This window comes from Corynebacterium sp. HMSC065H09, assembly GCF_001812845.1.
Classification (GTDB): Bacteria; Actinomycetota; Actinomycetes; order Mycobacteriales; family Mycobacteriaceae; genus Corynebacterium; species Corynebacterium jeikeium_D.
Genome location: NZ_KV810583.1, coordinates 1 through 17,174, shown reverse-complemented (window position 1 = coordinate 17,174; position 17,174 = coordinate 1). Strand labels below are relative to the sequence as shown.

The window sequence follows — 17,174 nt, the reverse complement described above, 5'->3', positions numbered from 1 at the left end:
CATGTCGGAGGAACGAACCATCATTGATCCCGTCACCCTGTCGGAGATGATGGGGCAGGACTTTCCGCCCACTCCGCAACAAGCGGCGGTAATCGGTGCACCGATGGAACCAATGCTTGTTGTCGCCGGTGCCGGTGCTGGTAAAACAGCGACAATGGCTGCCCGTGTCGTGTGGTTGGTCGCCAACGGCTTTATCCGCCCAGAAGAAGTTCTAGGTTTGACCTTCACCAGGAAGGCAGCGCGCGAGCTCGGCGTCCGTATCCGCCAACAGCTGAATGCGCTTGCTTCCTCCGCTGCATTTCGTGCACAAGCTTCACCAGAGGTATTAGCAAGCCTCGAGGTCATTGCCCCAACCACGCTTACTTACGATGCTTATGCCTCTGAAGTCGTGAGCAATTATGGTCTTTTGCTGCCGACGGAGCCGGGGGTCACCATTATGGATGGCGCGACGCAGTGGCAGTTGGCCTGGGAAACAGCTCGCAATGTGACCGAAATTGATGTCGATATTGCACCATCAACGCTGGCTAGTCGCATTATTGAGCTGGGGTCGAACATCGACTCAAACTTATCTACCCCGCAGGCGATTCGCGAGGAAACCGAAGCGTTCATCAGCAATATTGAGCAGACCCCGCAGAAGGGTAAACGCGAGGGACTAATTGGCGATCTACAGGGCATCGTCGATAAGCAGCGGGAGAGATTAGAGATTTTGCCGCTGGTAGAGCAGGTTCGAGCTCGGTGCAATGAAGAAAATGTCGCCACCTTCGGTATGCAGATGGCTCGGGCGGCCCGGCTAGCCACCGACTTCGCGGAAGTCGGGGAGGAGGAGCGGCGTCGCTTTAAGATCATCATGCTCGACGAGTACCAGGACACGTCGCACACACAGCGGCTGTTCCTGCGTGCGCTGTTCTCCGGTGGTTGTGTCACCGCTGTCGGCGATCCGATGCAGGCAATTTATGGCTGGCGAGGAGCAACGGCCGAAAACCTTGTGCAGTTTGTCAATGATTTTCCGCGGTCGGATGGGCAGCCAGCGGAGAAAAAGCAACTGACCATTTCTTGGCGAAACCCGCAGTCAGTGCTGCAGCTTGCTAACGCAGTCTCCGACCGTGCTTTTGCGGGGCAGGCTCGTACGGTAGAGGCACTGGATGCAGGGCCAAAAGCAGGCCAGGGCGAGGTGCAGCTTGCTTTCACTGCAACCGGTGAGGAAGAAGTTGCATACATCGCAGATTGCATGGAGGCGCAATTACGCGAATGTGAAGCAGCTGGCAACAAGCTCGATGCCGCCATCCTGGTTCGGACAAATGCTGAATCGGCTGTCTATTTAGAGGCACTGTCTGAGCGGGGTGTGCCTGCAATCATTGTGGGACTCGCTGGATTGCTGCACTTGCCCGAGGTCATGGATATCACCTCGGTGATGAAGATATTGGTCGACCCCAGTTCAGACCCGGATGCTCTGCGTCTGCTGCTCAGCCCACAGTTCAATTTGGGTGCCGCGGACGTGGAGGCACTTCGCACTCGTGTAGACCAGCTGGCAATGGCAGGCAAGGACGAGTTGGCCCGAAAGAAGGGCAATGTCGAAGAGACTTCAGACTCCTCACCGCTTTCCCAGCTCGCTCGCCAGTATGACAAGCTCGTGGAAGATGCCGAAGCAGCATCGTCTGCGGTGGGGTTGGGGCACGCCATCGCCGACCCGGATATTCGTTTTTACGACGGCACCCCGCTGGCGCGCGGCAGTGTGGAAAAAAATGGGCGGTTGGTCTGTAGCGAGTCACTGAACTACACAGATGAAGCAATGGTGCGCATCGCACAGTTGGGTGCAAGCCTACGAAAACTACGCCGGTTCTCGCTGAATAAGCCTCTGCCGGAACTGGTCGAGGACATCGCTACTGAGTTTGGAATTCGCGTAGAAGCAGCGGCTGGACAGTACGGTTCTGCTACCGCGATAACCAGGCCGACAACCGCACATCTGGATAGGTTTGTCGATATCGCTGCGACGTATTCTCAAAATATCTCGGACGATGTGACAGGGTTTTTGAACTATCTGGAATTCGCTGTCGAACACGATGATGGCTTGGAACGGGCACCTATGAACATGCCGGAAAACTGCGTCCAAATCATGACTATGCACAAGTCAAAGGGCTTGGAGTGGGAAACGGTTGCTGTTCCGGGCATCACCACCAGCAAATTCGACAAAGTTGATTTGTCATCGTGGCTCACCAATTCAGTTCAACTTCCTCCTGGTGCAATTACCCAAGTGGATCCGTTAACGGCTAGTGCAGAAACAACAGAGGATGCAACACAGCTTGCAGCAGGCGATTGGGCTCCGGTCGCTGATTCTGTCGATAGCAATGCCCCCGAACTGGACATATCAGGCGCAGATAACCAGACCGACCTCAACAAGGTGATCAAAGCCTACAAGGAAGAGCTGCGAGAAGTGGAGAGGGAAGAAAAGCAGCGCCTCTTCTACGTTGCCATGACTCGCTCTGCAAAAAAGCTCATTGTTACTGCAAGCAGGCGGCCTAATCCGAGCTTGAAGAATCCCACTGACGTGTCGGCAGACTTCGGAGCCATCGCCACGCAATTCAGTGACTATGTGGTGTCGTGGACAGATGGGGAGGACCCTGAGGTAGAGGACACCGAAGTCGATTTGGACTGCGACACTGCGGTTGATGGGGTGGTCTGGCCCGTCGATACCCTGGGGGACCGCCGAGATAGTGTGCAGCGAGCAGCCGAAAATGTCATGCGCTACATGGGCGAACACCAGGATGAGCGCCCCATTGCAGGTGACCTGTCTGAGGTATGGGAAACGGAAACGACCATTCTCGTGGATGAAATCCTTCGGGCTAAGGCCGCGGAGATTCATCTACCAATGCCGACAAGCATGTCCACTAGCGAATACCAAGCCATGATTGCGGATCCGGTCGCGTTTGCTCGTCGGAAAGCACGCCCGGTGCCGTTTAAGCCAAACCGATTCGCACGCCGAGGTACGGCATTCCACGCTTGGTTGGAGAATCGCTTCGGTGCACACAGCCTGCTGGACGATGAGGATCTCTTCGGGGATCAACTGGATGACTTCCTCGGCACAGAACAAGTCGCGTCCGAACGCGAACTGGAGAAATTGAAGGCGAACTTCGAGGCATCTGAGTGGGCTGACCGCACGCCAGTGCATGTGGAAGTGCCGTTTGAAATTGCCATTGGGCAACGGCGGGTCGTCGGCCGAATCGACGCGGTGTTTAAGGACAACGGGAAGTGGAGCGTCATTGACTGGAAGACAGGCCAGATGCCGCGCGGAAAGGAAAGGGAAGTAGCGGCGCTACAGCTGGCGATTTACCGCTTGGCGTGGTCGGATAGGCTGCGTGAGATGGGAGTGGAAACGGCCCCCGAAGACATTGAAGCCGGATTCTTCTATGTTTCGGCAGGACGAACGCTAATACCAGATGAAGCGCTACTGCCAAGCAGGATAGAGTTGGACAGGAAAATGCGCGAGCTGATTGGATAATCATCTACGTATGTAACTGCCGCGTGGCCGTGGCCAGTTATCCAGGTGAAAGCTGCAGTTTGTATGCGCTATTTTTCACCGGGAGGAGTTTTCATGAAAGGCAGGCGAGGAGCGGTTGCGTAATCCAATTCGGAAATCTTCGGGATACGAAACCGGGCTCAATGATCTTCCCGGGCATGCACTGCTGGGAGTCATTGGTCTGCCTGAGTCCGCGCCGAAGAATCCTTGGCGGCTAATCATACGTCGTTTGAACTACGCCGTGTTTTTGCTGCTGGTTGCATCCGTCGTGGTCTACTACGACCACGACGGATACACGGAGCCTCTCACCTTCATCGATGCGGTGTATTACTCGGCTGTCAGCCTGTCGACGACGGGCTACGGTGACATCACGCCGGTGACTCAGAGGGCTCGATTACTCAATATTTTGATCATTACGCCACTGCGTGTGGCCTTCCTTGCTCTCTTGGTCGGTACTACTCTGACCGTTTTGACCCAAGAGTCTCGGAAAACCCTGCAAATTCAGCGCTGGAGGAGACAGTTGCGCAACCACACCGTCGTTATCGGATACGGCACCAAGGGTCGTTCTGCCATTGCAGCTCTTCTCGCGGACGGCGTAGATCCGGCAGAAATCGTTGTCATTGATACGGACAAGGAAGCACTCGACCACGCTTCGAATCAAGGCTTGGCGACGGTGCATGGGTCGGCTACTAAATCTGATGTGCTGAAGTTAGCTGGTATTCAGCGTGCCCGCTCTATAGTCGTTGCACCGAACAAAGATGACACAGCGGTGCTGGTCACGTTGTCTGTCCGCGAGTTGGCACCGGGTGCCTCAATTGTGGCTTCAGTGCGTGAATCAGAAAACCGCCACTTGTTGACGCAGTCAGGTGCGGACCAAGTGGTCATTTCTTCTGAAACCGCCGGCCGAATGCTGGGGCTGGCCACAGTGACTCCTTCGGTGGTGGAGATGATGGAAGACCTCCTGAGCCCGGATGAAGGATTCTCTGTTGCAGAGAGGCTCGTCACCGAAGAGGAAATCGGTGCCAGCCCACGGCACCTCGCGGATATTGCACTCGGTGTGGTGCGCTCGGGTGAGCTGTACCGAATTGATTCACCGGAGTGTGAATCGGTGGAGCCAGGCGACCGGCTGCTGTACGTCCGCCGTGTCTACAGCAATGACGAATAGCACTCGACAAGTTTGAAAATGGGGTCTAACAACTTTTGACTTACTCAGAGGCGGATGTGAACGAGCCGGAATATCTAGCTGGGCTGGATCCAGATCAGCGCGAGGCAGCCACGGCTCCGATGGGGCCGGTGTGCATTCTTGCCGGAGCCGGTACAGGTAAGACCCGAACAATTACTCATCGCATCAAGTACCTCATTGACCAGGGGTTTGTGCAGCCGCAAAAGGTATTAGCGGTGACATTTACCTCGCGTGCCGCAGGGGAGATGCGCGACCGCCTGGCAAAGATGGGAACGCCTGGAGTCCAGGCGCGCACTTTCCACTCGGCATCACTTCGCCAGCTGCGCTACTTCTGGCCCCAAGTCGCCGGTGATATGCCCTGGCAGCTGTTGGATGACAAGAAATTCCGTGTTGTCGCCCAAGCAGTACGTCGAGTGGGCTTGGACACCTCTAAGGAAACAATCCGAGATGTCATGGGCGAGATTGAGTGGGCTAAGGCCACTCTGGCCGGTGCGGATCAGTACCAAGCCGCGCTGCGGGAGCATGGGCGCACGGCGCCTCTGTCTGCGGAGAAAATTGTCGATTGCTATCGCGCTTACGAGGACATAAAAACCACCCCGGACGGGCTATTGCTCGACTTCGACGACCTACTCATTCACACCGCCGGTGCGATGGAGAATTCCCGTGCAGTGGCGGAGGAATTCCGCAACCAGTATCGGTGCTTCGTCGTCGATGAGTACCAGGATGTCACCCCGTTACAGCAGCGAGTTCTCAACGCCTGGCTGGGAGACCGTGACAACCTGACAGTTGTCGGGGACGCCAACCAGACGATTTACTCTTTCACAGGCGCGACTCCGCAATACCTGATGAACTTCTCTCGGGACTACCCGGAAGCCACAGTGGTCCGCCTGCAGCGGGACTACCGATCGACCCCACAGGTCGTCGAGCTGGCTAACAATGTCATCGGCCGTGCGCAGGGCCGTATCGCCGGCTCGCGGCTGAAGCTGATTGGGCAGCGTGAAGACGGCCCGGAGCCGACTTTCAATCAGTACGACGATGAGCCGATGGAAGCTCGCGCGACCGCGCGCAGCATCAAGCGACTTATCGACGCGGGTACGCCGGCATCGGAGATTGCCGTTTTGTACCGGATTAACGCACAGTCCGCAGTTTTTGAGCAGGCTTTGTCCGAGGTAGGAGTCGCCTACCAGGTTCGTGGCGGGGACGGTTTCTACCAGCGTCCCGAGATCCGCGATGCCATCGCAGCACTTGTGCGAGTTTCCCGTTCCTCACGGACTGTTCCGACATTGCAGGGCACGAATCTGTTGGATTTGGTCAAGCAGGTTTTCGCGGGTCTTGGCATGACTGACCAAGAGCCGGAAGGCACTGGTGCCAGGGAACGTTGGCAGTCACTGCGCGCCCTATTCGACCTGTGTAAGGACATCGTTCATGCCAACACCGAGGTCAATATCCAGGCGCTCCTCGGCCAATTGCACACTCGGCAGCAGGCCAAGCATCCGCCGACGCTGGATGGCGTGACGTTGGCTAGCCTGCATGCAGCCAAGGGGCTGGAGTGGGATGCGGTGTTCCTTGTTGGGCTTACCGACGGTTCGCTGCCTATCCAACATTCGCTGAATAAATTCGACCGATCTCCTGCACAGGGAGCGGAAGCCATCGAGGAAGAGCGCCGTCTGTTCTATGTCGGCATTACTCGAGCCCGTGAACATCTGGAGCTATCTTGGTCATTGTCGAGGACAGAAGGAGGCCGCAGGTCACGTCGCCGCACACGATTCCTCGATGAACTCGACATTGATGTCTCTGACTACTCGGCGGAGGCACAGCGAAGCTCAAGGGGCTCTAGTTCCCGTGGTAAGCGTCAGCAGTCCAAACAGTGCAAGGGCTGCACTAAGCCATTGCACACCGATGCGGAGCGGATCTCAGGGCGCTGTGAAGAGTGCCCGGTCAGTGCGGATCCTGCGCTACTGGAAGCATTGCGTGCATGGCGCCTGGAAATGTCGAGAGAAATGACTGTCCCCGCATTCGTGATCTTCTCCGATGCGACCCTTCTGGCCATCGGTGAGCAGCAACCGACTACGCCGGAGGAACTTCTGCAGATTCCCGGAATTGGAGAAGCGAAGCTCAATCATTTCGGCGAAGGCATCTTGGGAATCGTCAATTCTTTTGTGAATTCCTAGTCAGATTCTGCTCAAGGCACTTCGAATTACATGAACTGCATCTGCGAGTTGCCATGACCACACACTGGGCACTGCGGGTGGGGAGCAACCGTAGTGCGGGTGATATCGAGGCTTTCCAGATCTATGCGCACCTCTGTCGCACATAGATCTGAGAGGTCCGGTCGCCGCAGCTGTCCAACCAACAGCGGCACCGCTGTGTTCAGCCATTCCGGTGCGGTTACGGGCGTAAAAGTGCGAAGCTGCAGCGCAATCAGTGCCCGGACGGGGTCGCGGTCTCGTCGATAAGCTTCGAAACACATCGAGCAGGGCCCTTGACCTGGCTGAACAAGCGGCCCAAGAATCAGTGCTCCATCGCGGAAATGTGTGTGCAGATGCTCAATTCCACGATGAAACAGAGCGCGAACCAAGGGCATGCTCGGTACTTCCATGCCCGTGACCACCGCGAGCCCGATGTCTTCCGGCGTGGATTGAGATATTTTCAGCGTCGCATTGCGGGTAGGCGACATTGCCGTCGTCCAACTACCACAACCCGTGCGACGAAGCTCTTTTAAAAGTCCAGTGCGCAAACTGTCCCGACCGATTAGCGTAATTCTCCGTCGTGTCGGTGGTTTTTGAACCAGTGCTGCTCGGTGAAGGTCGGAGATAAGTGCTGTAATGAACTGTGGTGACAGTTTGTCGTGGCTGTCAGCAAAGGCCTCGCTTAAGGTGCTACCTCTATGAGCTGCAAGAAGTGCCGAGAAGACAGGCCCCGGCGGGGTGCCGTCGGAAAGCGGCAGAATCATGCTGCGCTCCGGTTCCACGCCGAACTGAATCCGCGCGCCTGGGCGCATGATAATCGGTATCTCCGGCCGCAGCGCGTAGTCCGTCGTAGGCGCGGCAAGCGTTTGTGCTGCGGGTGCGTCCGAACCTATTTCGTCAGCCGTACCATCCCGCCCCCGAGACGTATCCCTGTATTCCCCCATAAAAATATCTTTTACCCCGGGGCCAGCTTTTACGCAATCGCAGGGCAGAGCATATACGCTTAAAAAGCATGAGCACCAAGCGACCTGAGTACGGCCCGGATGTTGAGGTTCGGCGCTCGAAGCGCCGCCGCCGTACTGTGTCAGCCCGTGCGGAGGGAAACCGAATCATTGTCATGGTTCCGGACGACCTCAGCGCCGCTGCGGAAAAACAGCAGGTCAATGAAATTGTGGCGCGAGTGCGGAAGAAAGTTGGCAGCAACCTGGATAATTCCGAGCTGGAGCGCCGCGCGCGGCTGCTCTCGCGTACGGTGCTGGAAGATCGCCCGCGGTTTGAGTCAATCAAATGGGTCAAGAACATGTCGCGCAGGTGGGCATCGGTCACCGGCGGCGTCGATAGTCCGGGGCGTATTCGCATTTCGCACAGGCTTGCCGACGTCCCGGGGTACGTCCTCGACGATGTCATTGTGCACGAACTGGTGCACACTTTCGTCGACGGGGGTCATACCGAAGAGTTCTGGTATTGGGCGGCAAAAGCCCCGTACCACGAACGGGCACGGGGCTATTTAGAGGCGTATCAGCGCTGGGGAACCCAGAGCTAACTAGCTACTTATCGTCATCGGTGTCGCCAGAATTGTCCTCGTCGGTGTCACTGTCCTTGCCCTCAGCCGCGCGTTTTTCGGCTTCTTTGCGCAGCTGCTCTTCAAGCTCTGCGATCGGGTCGAAGTCATCGTTGTCCGAGCCACCAAGAACCGAGTCAATAAAGGCCGCGGGTTCATCCAAATCTTCTGCTACGGGCAGGAAGTCCGGGTGATCCCAGACCTTGTCACGTCGCTCGATGCCCACAGCGGTGGTCAGGCGGTGCCACAAGTTGGTTGCCTCACGCACCTTGGGGGAGCCGAGGTCAATGCCGGTGGCCTTCTCCAGCGCCTGCTCAGCACCTTCGGTGGCGCGGCGACGACGCCAGGCTTCATCCAATTGTGCGGCACCCGGTAGACGCTCACCGAGGGCATCGGTGACAACCATGTCCACCCACCCCTCGACCAGTGCTAGCAGCGTCTGGAAACGAGTACGAGCATTCTCGTTACGAGAACGAATCTTCGGGCTCAGATCCATATTCTGCAGCTGACTCATAGCCTCCTGCATACGCTGCGGATCCTGCATGTTCTCAATATCCAGACCGCGGGCGGCCTCTTCAATCGCGGAGTAGTCGATGACGATGCCAGCGGCGTACTCCTCGACAGAGGAAATCATGCGTTCAGCCAGCCATGGCACGCGGTCGAAGAGACGTTGGTGTGCAGCTTCGCGGGCAGTGGCGTAGATAAACAGATCGCGCGCTGGAACCTCGAGTTCCTCTGCGAGAGCAACTAGATGTGTTGGCAGCAGTACCGCCGCACCAGTGGTGTGTAGCGGCAGCCCGAGGTCAGAACCAGTCAGGCTCGTCTGTGCCAATTCAGCCAGCGCATTCCCTAGCTGAGTACCGAAACTCATCGAGTTCATCTGGCGCATGATGCCCAGCATCGGGCCCATCATCTCGCGAGCTTCCTCTGGAACGCCCTCGAGGGAGGCATCACTCATGCGGCTGGCGACGGGATCGACAAGGCGAGTCCATGTCGACTTGGTGTTCTCCAACCACTGCAGGCTATTCCACGCTTCTACGCGGTTGACACCAGCCGGCAGGGAGGTGACGTCATCTAGCCACAGTTCGGCCAGGCGCAAGGAATCAGTCAGCGCCTCGCGGGCCGAGTCCTTCACCGGAGCTGGGTTACCAAGACGGGTCCGCGCAACGCGCTCGGCCGCGTCGTAGTTGACAGGGCCAGAGTTAGACTCCTGGAATCGCTGCCCCATGCCGGAGAACATCTCGCCGAACTGGTTGAGAATATCGCCCAAGTTCGGCTGTTCTCCTTTGCCAGAGGAGCCGCTGCCGGGCTGCCCGGGGCCGCCGAAACCGAAGCCACCGGCGCCGCCCATGCCACCGAAGGGAAACCCGAAGAAACCGAAAGGACCGCCCTGGCCGCCCTGACCGCCCTGGCCGGAGTCATTGTTGCCAGCGTCGTCACGATCGTCATCATTGTCGTTCGGACCAAAGCCAAATCCGTTAGAACTCATGCTCCCACCGTACCGGGCAATGACCCGCGTGAGTACTTAAAAGCACCACTTTATTGGCAACTTCGCGCCCAGCGAACAGACACGGACAAGATTCATCAGGTGTCCAGTAGGCAGATAGCGAGAATGTAGGGTGTTATTTGTGAATCGTCGTACCCAAACTCTTGTTGCGGGCGCTGTGCCCATCGCCGCGTTGGCAACTGTGCTTTCGCTGCCAACGCTGACAGTGCCCTATGCCGCGCAGGGGCCTGGCCCGGTCTTCGACGTCCTCAGCGATGTCGAGGGAAAGAGCATTATCTCAGTCAGCGGCAGTGCTGCGGACTCCGAACGCTCTAAGGGCACGCTGGATATGACAACCGTCGCAGTCAGGCATAACCTGACATTGCCGCAGGTCATTGGCCTGTGGTTCGATCGTGACAACGATATCGTCCCCATTGAGGCGGTATTCCCTCCGGGCCAGAGCCAGGACGAGGTGGAAGAGGAGAACAAGGCTGCATTCACCGAGTCGGAGGCCAACGCCACCTCCGCTGCGCTAGCCCATCTCGGGTTGCCGATGGAAGTCACCGTCGCCTACACAGTGCCGGATAGTCCTGTCGATGGGCGACTGCATGAAGACGATGTGATTCTCGCCGTGGATGGGGTGGCCGTAAGCAAGCCTGAGCAAGTCAAGGCGATCATTGCCGGACGCAACCCGGGCGATACTGTCACGTTGAGGGTCAAGTCTGCGACCGTCGACAAGCAGAAGACTGCTAAGGGCGAGGACTCTGACCCCGAGAAAGCCGTCGATATTTCTGTGACACTGGCGGAAAACCCGCATCAGAAGAATGCCGCGCTGCTCGGCGTTGGGATGGGGGCGCAATCCGCGGACGACACCAAGGTTGAGTACCAGCTCAGCGGCATTGGAGGTCCGTCGGCGGGTCTCATGATGACGCTCGGAGTGATTGACAAGCTGAGTCCAGGCGATCTGACCGAGGGGCAGGACCTCGCTGGCACCGGCACTATTGACGCTGCCGGCAACGTGGGCGAAATCGGTGGCATTACACACAAAATCTCGGCCGCCCGAGATGAGGGCGCCGAGATGTTCTTCGTGCCGGAAGGCAATTGCGCAGAAGCGGTGACTGCCGACCGAGGCGATATGAAATTGGTAAAGGTCTCTGTGCTTGACGACGCGCTTGCGGCAATCGAAAAGCCGGAGACCGCGCAGACCTGCTCGTAGTTTTTGCCGTAGTCCCTACGAGCAGCTGCTAGTTTCAGCTAGTTCTTGCTGAAGGCCTCGAAGTTTTGCTGAGACTGCCATTTATCAATCTCTGCAGCCGTTGCGCGCAACTGCGGGTCAAATTTGAGGTAGGCCTTTGTCTCGCGCGCAATGAGCCCGGACAGGACAATCAGACCGATGAGGTTCGGTAGCGCCATCAGACCGTTGAGAGCCGAGGCGACGGACCAGACGGTTTCCAGATGAGTAACAGCGCCGACGAAGACTACGCAGGTGAAGACCGCACGGTAGAGACCGGTGCCGCGGCGACCGACCAGGGACTCGAAGGCGCGCTCACCGTAGTAGGACCAGCCCAGCATGGTGGAGAATGCGAAGAAGACAACCGACAGCGTGACGATTGTGCCACCCCAGTGGCCAGGCAGACCGCGGGAGAATGCCTCAGCAGTCAGAGCGCCAGTGTCGACGTTGCCATCCTGCCAAACACCGGTGCTGATGATAACCAGGCCGGTGAAGGACACGACGATGATGGTGTCAATGAAGGTCTGAGTCATGGAGACCAGACCCTGACGAACCGGGTGAGTGGTCGATGCGGCGGCAGCGGCGATAGCACCGGAACCCAGGCCCGACTCGTTGGAGAACAGGCCGCGGGCAACACCCATCTGCAGGGCGAGAATGAGCGTGGAGCCTGCGAACCCACCAACGGCCGCGGTGCCGGTGAAAGCATCGGTGAAGATGAGCTTGAAGGTCTCGGGCAGCGCCGAGACATTGGCGACGAGCACCCACACGGCCGCACCGATGTAGAGCACAATCATCATCGGCACAAAGCCGGCGGTGATGCGGCCAATCGACTTAATGCCACCCATCAGCGCCGCACCTACCAGGATGAACATGATCATGCCGGAGAGCGTCGGATCGATGTCGAAGCTGTTTTCCAGGTTCGAGGCCACGGCATTGCCCTGGGTCAGGTTGCCGATACCAAACGCTGCCAGCGCAGCAAAGACGGCGAAGAGAATACCCAGCGTCTTACCAAAACCATTCGGGATGGCCTTGCGCAGGTAGTACTGCGGGCCACCGGACTGTTCGCCAGCTGCATCGACCTGACGGTACTTCACACCCAGGAATGCCTCGGAGTACTTCGATGCCATACCTAGCAGGCCGGTCACCCACATCCAGAACAGCGCACCGGGTCCGCCCAGGCCGATCGCGGTAGCGACACCGACAATGTTGCCGACACCGACTGTTGCCGCGAGAGCCGTCGCAAGCGCCTGGTAGTTGGTGATATCTCCCTCGGCGTTTTCATCGTTACGGTCGATGAGTCCGAGGCGCAGTGCCGGGCCGAGTTTGACCAGGTGAATTGCACCCAGGCGAATGGTCAAAATGATTCCGGTGCCAATCAGCGCGGGGATCAGGAGATACGGACTCCAAATAAAACTATCCGCCGCTGAGGCAAAATCGCTGAAGCTTTCCATGCTGTGGAACTTTACTGGTAGAAAGCCTTAATCCGATCATTAAATTCTCAGAAAATGATTATTGTGCTACTAATTCGTCACAAGTGGGGGTAAACATATTCCGGCGAAAGCAAAAACTATTCCGCCAATCAGTGTGAGAGCAAGGTACCCACATGCCCTCCAAAAGTGTTGGTTCTTAAGGCGTACGATCTCTCCGGCGAGTGTGGACCACGTCGACAGGCCGCCGGCGAAGCCAATCATTACCGTCGCATAGGCCAGGGCAGGCGTCATGCCATTGCTTATCGACGTTCCCCGCGACCACACCACAGCAGCGACACCGGCGACGAAGCAGGCAATCATATTCGCGGTCCACGTTCCGGGCAGTTTGGAATCAGCCCACTTCACCGCAAGTTCGGCCAGCGCATAGCGCAGCGCTCCACCTACTGCCGCGCCAACTGCGATAGCGAGGATGGCAGAGAGTGCCGAGGAAAAAGAGCCGAGGAGATCGCCGGTCATTCCGCGACCTCCCATGTGCACTTGGTGCCCAACCAGTAGGCGAGAGGGCAGCACAGCAGGTGAATAAGTCCAACGCTCACAATCAGCACGACTGACGTGTCCGCCTGCGCCAACAAGAGAATGATAAATGCGGAGAAAGTGGTGAAACCGCCACAAAAGCCAGTACCGCAGAAAGCGGAAAGCCGAGGATTAGCAAACGCGATACTGCTGACCAGGCCGAAGAGAAAGCAGCCCAACAAGTTGATGACAGTGGTCGAAACTGCGCTAGTTCCCGAGCTCGCAATCGCATCGATTGCCGCGCCGAGCAGAAAGCGACTTACCGCGCCAATAGCGGCACCGCCGGCGACAACCAGGGCCATGAGAACCTGCGCCCGTCCTGCTGATGGCAGTTTCGCAGCGACAGATTCCTCATTCACGGTGAAAACGCTAGCACAGTGGCGAAAGGGGAGGTAGGCGCCGACAATTCGGAATCTTTCACCAGGAGGTGTTCCCGTCGGCACGCGACAATCTACCTACTGCACCCTATTGCAGGGGCGAGTTTGCCTTACCGAGTGGTTCTTGCCATGCGCGCTGACCCTAAAACGGGGACACTGGGGAAGAGGAAGCGCATTTAAGTCCGGTTTCCCCATTCCGGCCGGCTCGTCGGCGGTGAAATCGGTGGTTGCGCAGTTCGCCGATTCAGCAGGAGGATACCCACAATGGCTTATGAGCGCGCCGGGCAATTGGCCCAGCCATCCGACCTTATCGATGTCGCGGAACTGGTCACTGCTTACTACACAAAGCACCCGGATCCGAATAACCCCGACCAGAAGGTCGTCTTCGGTACTTCCGGTCACCGCGGTTCCTCCCTCGACGGCGCTTTCAACGAAGACCACATTCATGCCACCACTCAGGCCATCGTGGATTACCGCAAGGGCCAGGGCATTGAAGGCCCGCTCTACGTCGGTCGCGATACCCACGGCCTGTCCGAGCCGGCAATGATTTCCGCCCTCGAGGTGCTCACGGCCAACGGCATCACCGTGATGGTTGACGCTCAGGATCGCTACACGCCGACTCCGGCCGTCAGCCACGCGATTCTGACGTACAACCGCGACGTGGAGGGAGGTCCGACGGGGAGTAGCTCCGCGCGTGCCGACGGCATCGTGATTACCCCTTCCCACAATCCGCCACGGGATGGTGGTTTTAAGTACAACCCGCCGACTGGTGGTCCGGCGGACGCGGATGCGACGGACTGGATTGCAGCTCGTGCCAATGAATACTTGGCTAAGGGCCTGGATGGGGTTGAGCGCCAGCTGGTGGATAAGGCCGGAGACCTCGTCGTAAAGCACGACTACCTCAACGCATACGTGTCGGACCTGCCGAATGTTGTCAACCTCGACGCCATCCGTGATGCCGGCGTGCGTATCGGCGCCGACCCAATGGGTGGTGCGTCGGTGGATTACTGGGGCGCAATTGGCGATGCGCATAACCTAAACCTGACTGTGGTCAATCCGCTGGTTGATGCGACCTGGCGTTTTATGACGCTGGATACAGACGGCAAGATTCGTATGGACTGCTCCTCGCCGAATGCGATGGCGTCCTTGATTGGTAACCGCGATAAGTTCGACATCTCCACCGGCAATGACGCGGACTCCGATCGCCACGGAATTGTGACACCGGACGCGGGGCTGATGAACCCGAACCACTACCTGGCCGTTGCCATTGACTACCTCTTCGCACACCGTCCGGGCTGGTCGCAGGAGACCGCGGTCGGTAAGACGTTGGTGTCTTCGTCGATGATCGACCGCGTCGTTGCCAATTTGGGCCGCAAGCTCGTGGAAGTTCCAGTCGGCTTCAAGTGGTTCGTCCCGGGTCTGCTCGGCGGCACCATCGGTTTCGGTGGTGAAGAATCCGCTGGTGCATCGTTCCTGCGTCACGACGGCACTGTGTGGTCTACCGACAAGGACGGCATCATCCTGGACCTCCTGGCCAGCGAGATCAAGGCCGTGACCGAGAAGACTCCATCGCAACTCTACGCAGAGCTCGCCGATAAGTACGGTGCCCCGGCTTACGCCCGCACCGATGCGGACGCAACCCGTGAGCAGAAGGCAATCCTGAAGAAGCTCTCACCGGAGCAGGTCAAGGCCGACACCCTGGCAGGGGAGACCATCACAGCCAAACTGACCGAAGCGCCGGGTAACGGCGCTGCGATTGGTGGCCTCAAGGTGGTTACGGAAAACGCATGGTTCGCGGCGCGTCCGTCGGGCACTGAAGATAAGTACAAGATTTACGCGGAGTCTTTCAAGGGCGCGGATCACCTGGCACAGGTTCAGGCTGAGGCACAGGACGTGGTCTCGGCGGTTCTGAACGGGTAAACGGTATCCGTTGGGCTAGCTGTAAACAGTTAGCCTGTACTAATATTTCTATGCATGAAGAATTTCGTAGGCGTGGTGGCACGATTCGGCCTGGCTGCAGTTTGGTTGTACTCGGGTCTAATCAAACTGCTGAACCCGCTGGAATCGCGTCAGGCAGTGCAAGCTTATGAGCTGCTGCCGAGTGATTTGGTGCCGATGGTAGCGGTTGCGCTGCCCGCCTTCGAAGTCATCCTCGGACTCTTACTGGTATTGGGGCTTTTCCTGCGTCCGGTAGCAGTGCTGTCGGGGTTGCTCCTACTGGCGTTCATCGGCGGCATTATCTCGGCGTGGGCGCGCGGCCTGCAAATTGACTGCGGTTGTTTTGGTGGCGGTGGCTACGACGAGAACGCTGACGCAGTTTCATATCTCACATCAATTGCCCGGGATATAGGTTTTCTGGCCTTGGCTGTATTTGTGTACGTGTGGCCGTGGAAGAAGTTTGCCATTTACGCCTAGCCCGCTGGCTAGAGGGGAAGCCTAGGGGATAGGCCAGGGGAATGGGGCAAGGTGATGGGGCCTAGCAACCATTTCTGTTTTCTCAGGCGCAATTGTGTCATTGGCAAGAAAACACCGCTATCGTAAGCGGTGTGAGTCAGAAGATTAAGAATCCAAATGAAAAGGGCAGTGGCTTCGTCGTCGGCCTGATTGCTCTTCTTGCTGTCGTTGCAGTTGTTATTGGTGGCGTTATCTACATCGGCCGGTCGCAGCCGATTGAGGGACTGCCAGATGAGGACGTCGACTTCTCCGTCGCACTCGACGGCGATGTCATCCGACTGAGCAAGGACGGCGCCGAAGGGGCTAAAACAGCCACGATTTTTGAGGACTTCTCGTGCCACTACTGTGCTCAGATGAGCGAAGAGGGTCACGATGATGAGCTCAAGGCGCTAAACGACGGCAAGCTTGTCGCTGAATACCGCACGCTGAACTTCCTGGATGGTCAGGAGAAGGAGCAGCGTGACGGTCACTCCACTCGCGTCTTCGCGGTTGCCCGCAAGATTGCTGAGACCGGTGATGCTCGCGCATATTGGAACTTCCGCACAATGATGATGGCTGACCAGCAGAACTCTGTCACGTGGAGCGATGATGAGTTGGCTGACCGTCTGGAGCAGCTCGGTGTTGCTGACGAAATTGTCAGCGAAGTCCGTTCCGGCATCGACACCACCGAGGCTAAGGCAAGCGCAAATGCCAACTTCGATGACCTTGAGAAGCGCTTGGGCAAGGTTTCCTCACCGCACGTCTTTGTCGATGGCAAGGATATTCTGGAGAACATTTCCGGTGATGGCGGACTGGGGCAGTGGGTCAAGGTGGCCCTGCGCTAGGTTCCGTGCACGCTCACACGATTCATCTTCAGTTCATGTTCGGCAGATCCACTCTGGGGCACTCGGCGAATACGTAAAAGAGTGTTCTACATGCGGATTTGGTGATACATGACAGTGCCATGTAGCCTTTGAGGAGTCCACAGCGGAGGGTGAAAGCCACTTCGATGTTGATTCTGGGGCTATGGCGCAGCTGGTAGCGCACCACACTGGCAGTGTGGGGGTCACGGGTTCGAGTCCCGTTAGCTCCACCAGTATGAAATCCCTCGGTCGAAATGACCGGGGGATTTCTTGTATCTGCCCTGATAGTAGCGCGTTTTTGGGGGTTAAGTAAAGAAAAGTGTGTCTTTTCCGG

The 17,174-nt window shown here is 57.7% G+C and carries 13 protein-coding genes and 1 tRNA gene; 9 read left to right on the top strand and 5 right to left on the bottom strand.

The features are described from left to right. The first annotated feature begins 1 nt into the window (after window position 1). The 3 genes from HMPREF2878_RS03455 to HMPREF2878_RS03445 all read left to right on the top strand — a co-directional run bounded on the left by HMPREF2878_RS03455 (window position 2) and on the right by HMPREF2878_RS03445 (window position 6,868). A complete protein-coding gene (locus HMPREF2878_RS03455) occupies window positions 2–3,496 on the top strand; it encodes an ATP-dependent helicase (RefSeq protein WP_070652856.1) in 3,495 nt (1,164 codons plus the stop codon). A 115-nt stretch (window positions 3,497–3,611) separates the two neighbouring features. Further along, on the top strand, window positions 3,612–4,679 hold the full coding sequence (locus HMPREF2878_RS03450) for a potassium channel family protein (protein WP_070652855.1): 1,068 nt from the start codon (window positions 3,612–3,614) through the stop codon (window positions 4,677–4,679). Between the two features lie 119 nt (window positions 4,680–4,798). Further along, the gene (locus HMPREF2878_RS03445; RefSeq protein ID WP_070652880.1) at window positions 4,799–6,868 is read left to right on the top strand and encodes an ATP-dependent DNA helicase UvrD2; all 2,070 of its coding nucleotides are present in this window, start codon (window positions 4,799–4,801) and stop codon (window positions 6,866–6,868) included. Window positions 6,869–6,894: 26 nt separating this feature from the next. Here the strand turns inward: HMPREF2878_RS03445 and HMPREF2878_RS03440 are convergent, their stop codons facing one another. Continuing rightward, window positions 6,895–7,830, bottom strand: coding sequence for a TOMM precursor leader peptide-binding protein (locus tag HMPREF2878_RS03440; protein WP_242451365.1), 936 nt, complete (start codon window positions 7,828–7,830; stop codon window positions 6,895–6,897). Window positions 7,831–7,898: 68 nt separating this feature from the next. Between HMPREF2878_RS03440 and HMPREF2878_RS03435 the strand changes: the two genes are divergently transcribed. Further along, a complete protein-coding gene (locus HMPREF2878_RS03435; RefSeq protein ID WP_016422236.1) occupies window positions 7,899–8,429 on the top strand; it encodes a YgjP-like metallopeptidase domain-containing protein in 531 nt (176 codons plus the stop codon). A 4-nt stretch (window positions 8,430–8,433) separates the two neighbouring features. Here the strand turns inward: HMPREF2878_RS03435 and HMPREF2878_RS03430 are convergent, their stop codons facing one another. Continuing rightward, window positions 8,434–9,936 carry a zinc-dependent metalloprotease gene (locus HMPREF2878_RS03430; RefSeq protein ID WP_070652854.1) on the bottom strand — a complete coding sequence of 501 codons (1,503 nt, stop codon included), beginning with the start codon at window positions 9,934–9,936 and terminating at the stop codon, window positions 8,434–8,436. A 139-nt stretch (window positions 9,937–10,075) separates the two neighbouring features. Here HMPREF2878_RS03430 and HMPREF2878_RS03425 point away from each other — a divergent pair, with 139 nt between their 5' ends. Further along, window positions 10,076–11,149, top strand: a complete 1,074-nt coding sequence (locus tag HMPREF2878_RS03425) for a YlbL family protein (RefSeq protein ID WP_049172847.1) — start codon at window positions 10,076–10,078, stop codon at window positions 11,147–11,149. Between the two features lie 38 nt (window positions 11,150–11,187). Here HMPREF2878_RS03425 and HMPREF2878_RS03420 read toward each other — a convergent pair whose 3' ends face one another. The 3 genes from HMPREF2878_RS03420 to HMPREF2878_RS03410 all read right to left on the bottom strand — a co-directional run bounded on the left by HMPREF2878_RS03420 (window position 11,188) and on the right by HMPREF2878_RS03410 (window position 13,526). After that, window positions 11,188–12,615, bottom strand: coding sequence for an alanine/glycine:cation symporter family protein (locus tag HMPREF2878_RS03420; protein ID WP_070652853.1), 1,428 nt, complete (start codon window positions 12,613–12,615; stop codon window positions 11,188–11,190). Between the two features lie 69 nt (window positions 12,616–12,684). Further along, window positions 12,685–13,110 carry a fluoride efflux transporter FluC gene (locus HMPREF2878_RS03415; protein WP_049193353.1) on the bottom strand — a complete coding sequence of 142 codons (426 nt, stop codon included), beginning with the start codon at window positions 13,108–13,110 and terminating at the stop codon, window positions 12,685–12,687. Beyond that, window positions 13,107–13,526, bottom strand: coding sequence for a fluoride efflux transporter FluC (locus HMPREF2878_RS03410; RefSeq protein WP_242451366.1), 420 nt, complete (start codon window positions 13,524–13,526; stop codon window positions 13,107–13,109). Before HMPREF2878_RS03410 ends, HMPREF2878_RS03415 begins: the two co-directional genes overlap by 4 nt. A gap of 282 nt (window positions 13,527–13,808) precedes the next feature. Between HMPREF2878_RS03410 and pgm the strand changes: the two genes are divergently transcribed. The 4 genes from pgm to HMPREF2878_RS03390 all read left to right on the top strand — a co-directional run bounded on the left by pgm (window position 13,809) and on the right by HMPREF2878_RS03390 (window position 17,073). Next, window positions 13,809–15,464, top strand: a complete 1,656-nt coding sequence (pgm, locus tag HMPREF2878_RS03405; RefSeq protein WP_070566304.1) for a phosphoglucomutase (alpha-D-glucose-1,6-bisphosphate-dependent) — start codon at window positions 13,809–13,811, stop codon at window positions 15,462–15,464. A gap of 54 nt (window positions 15,465–15,518) precedes the next feature. Next, a complete protein-coding gene (locus HMPREF2878_RS03400) occupies window positions 15,519–15,959 on the top strand; it encodes a MauE/DoxX family redox-associated membrane protein (RefSeq protein ID WP_070601168.1) in 441 nt (146 codons plus the stop codon). 131 nt (window positions 15,960–16,090) lie between these two features. Continuing rightward, the gene (locus HMPREF2878_RS03395; protein WP_016422244.1) at window positions 16,091–16,822 is read left to right on the top strand and encodes a DsbA family protein; all 732 of its coding nucleotides are present in this window, start codon (window positions 16,091–16,093) and stop codon (window positions 16,820–16,822) included. 175 nt (window positions 16,823–16,997) lie between these two features. Further along, window positions 16,998–17,073 (top strand) — tRNA-Ala (locus tag HMPREF2878_RS03390). Window positions 17,074–17,174: the final 101 nt, after the last annotated feature.

Bases quoted from the DNA above. Each gene is read 5' to 3' on its own strand.
- HMPREF2878_RS03455 (WP_070652856.1), top strand. From the start codon at position 2: ATGTCGGAGGAACGAACCATCATTGATCCCGTCACCCTGTCGGAGATG.
- HMPREF2878_RS03445 (WP_070652880.1), top strand. From the start codon at position 4,799: ATGGGGCCGGTGTGCATTCTTGCCGGAGCCGGTACAGGTAAGACCCGA.
- HMPREF2878_RS03440 (WP_242451365.1), bottom strand. From the start codon at position 7,830: ATGGGGGAATACAGGGATACGTCTCGGGGGCGGGATGGTACGGCTGAC.
- HMPREF2878_RS03435 (WP_016422236.1), top strand. From the start codon at position 7,899: ATGAGCACCAAGCGACCTGAGTACGGCCCGGATGTTGAGGTTCGGCGC.
- HMPREF2878_RS03430 (WP_070652854.1), bottom strand. From the start codon at position 9,936: ATGAGTTCTAACGGATTTGGCTTTGGTCCGAACGACAATGATGACGAT.
- HMPREF2878_RS03420 (WP_070652853.1), bottom strand. From the start codon at position 12,615: ATGGAAAGCTTCAGCGATTTTGCCTCAGCGGCGGATAGTTTTATTTGG.
- HMPREF2878_RS03415 (WP_049193353.1), bottom strand. From the start codon at position 13,110: ATGACCGGCGATCTCCTCGGCTCTTTTTCCTCGGCACTCTCTGCCATC.
- pgm (WP_070566304.1), top strand. From the start codon at position 13,809: ATGGCTTATGAGCGCGCCGGGCAATTGGCCCAGCCATCCGACCTTATC.
- HMPREF2878_RS03400 (WP_070601168.1), top strand. From the start codon at position 15,519: ATGAAGAATTTCGTAGGCGTGGTGGCACGATTCGGCCTGGCTGCAGTT.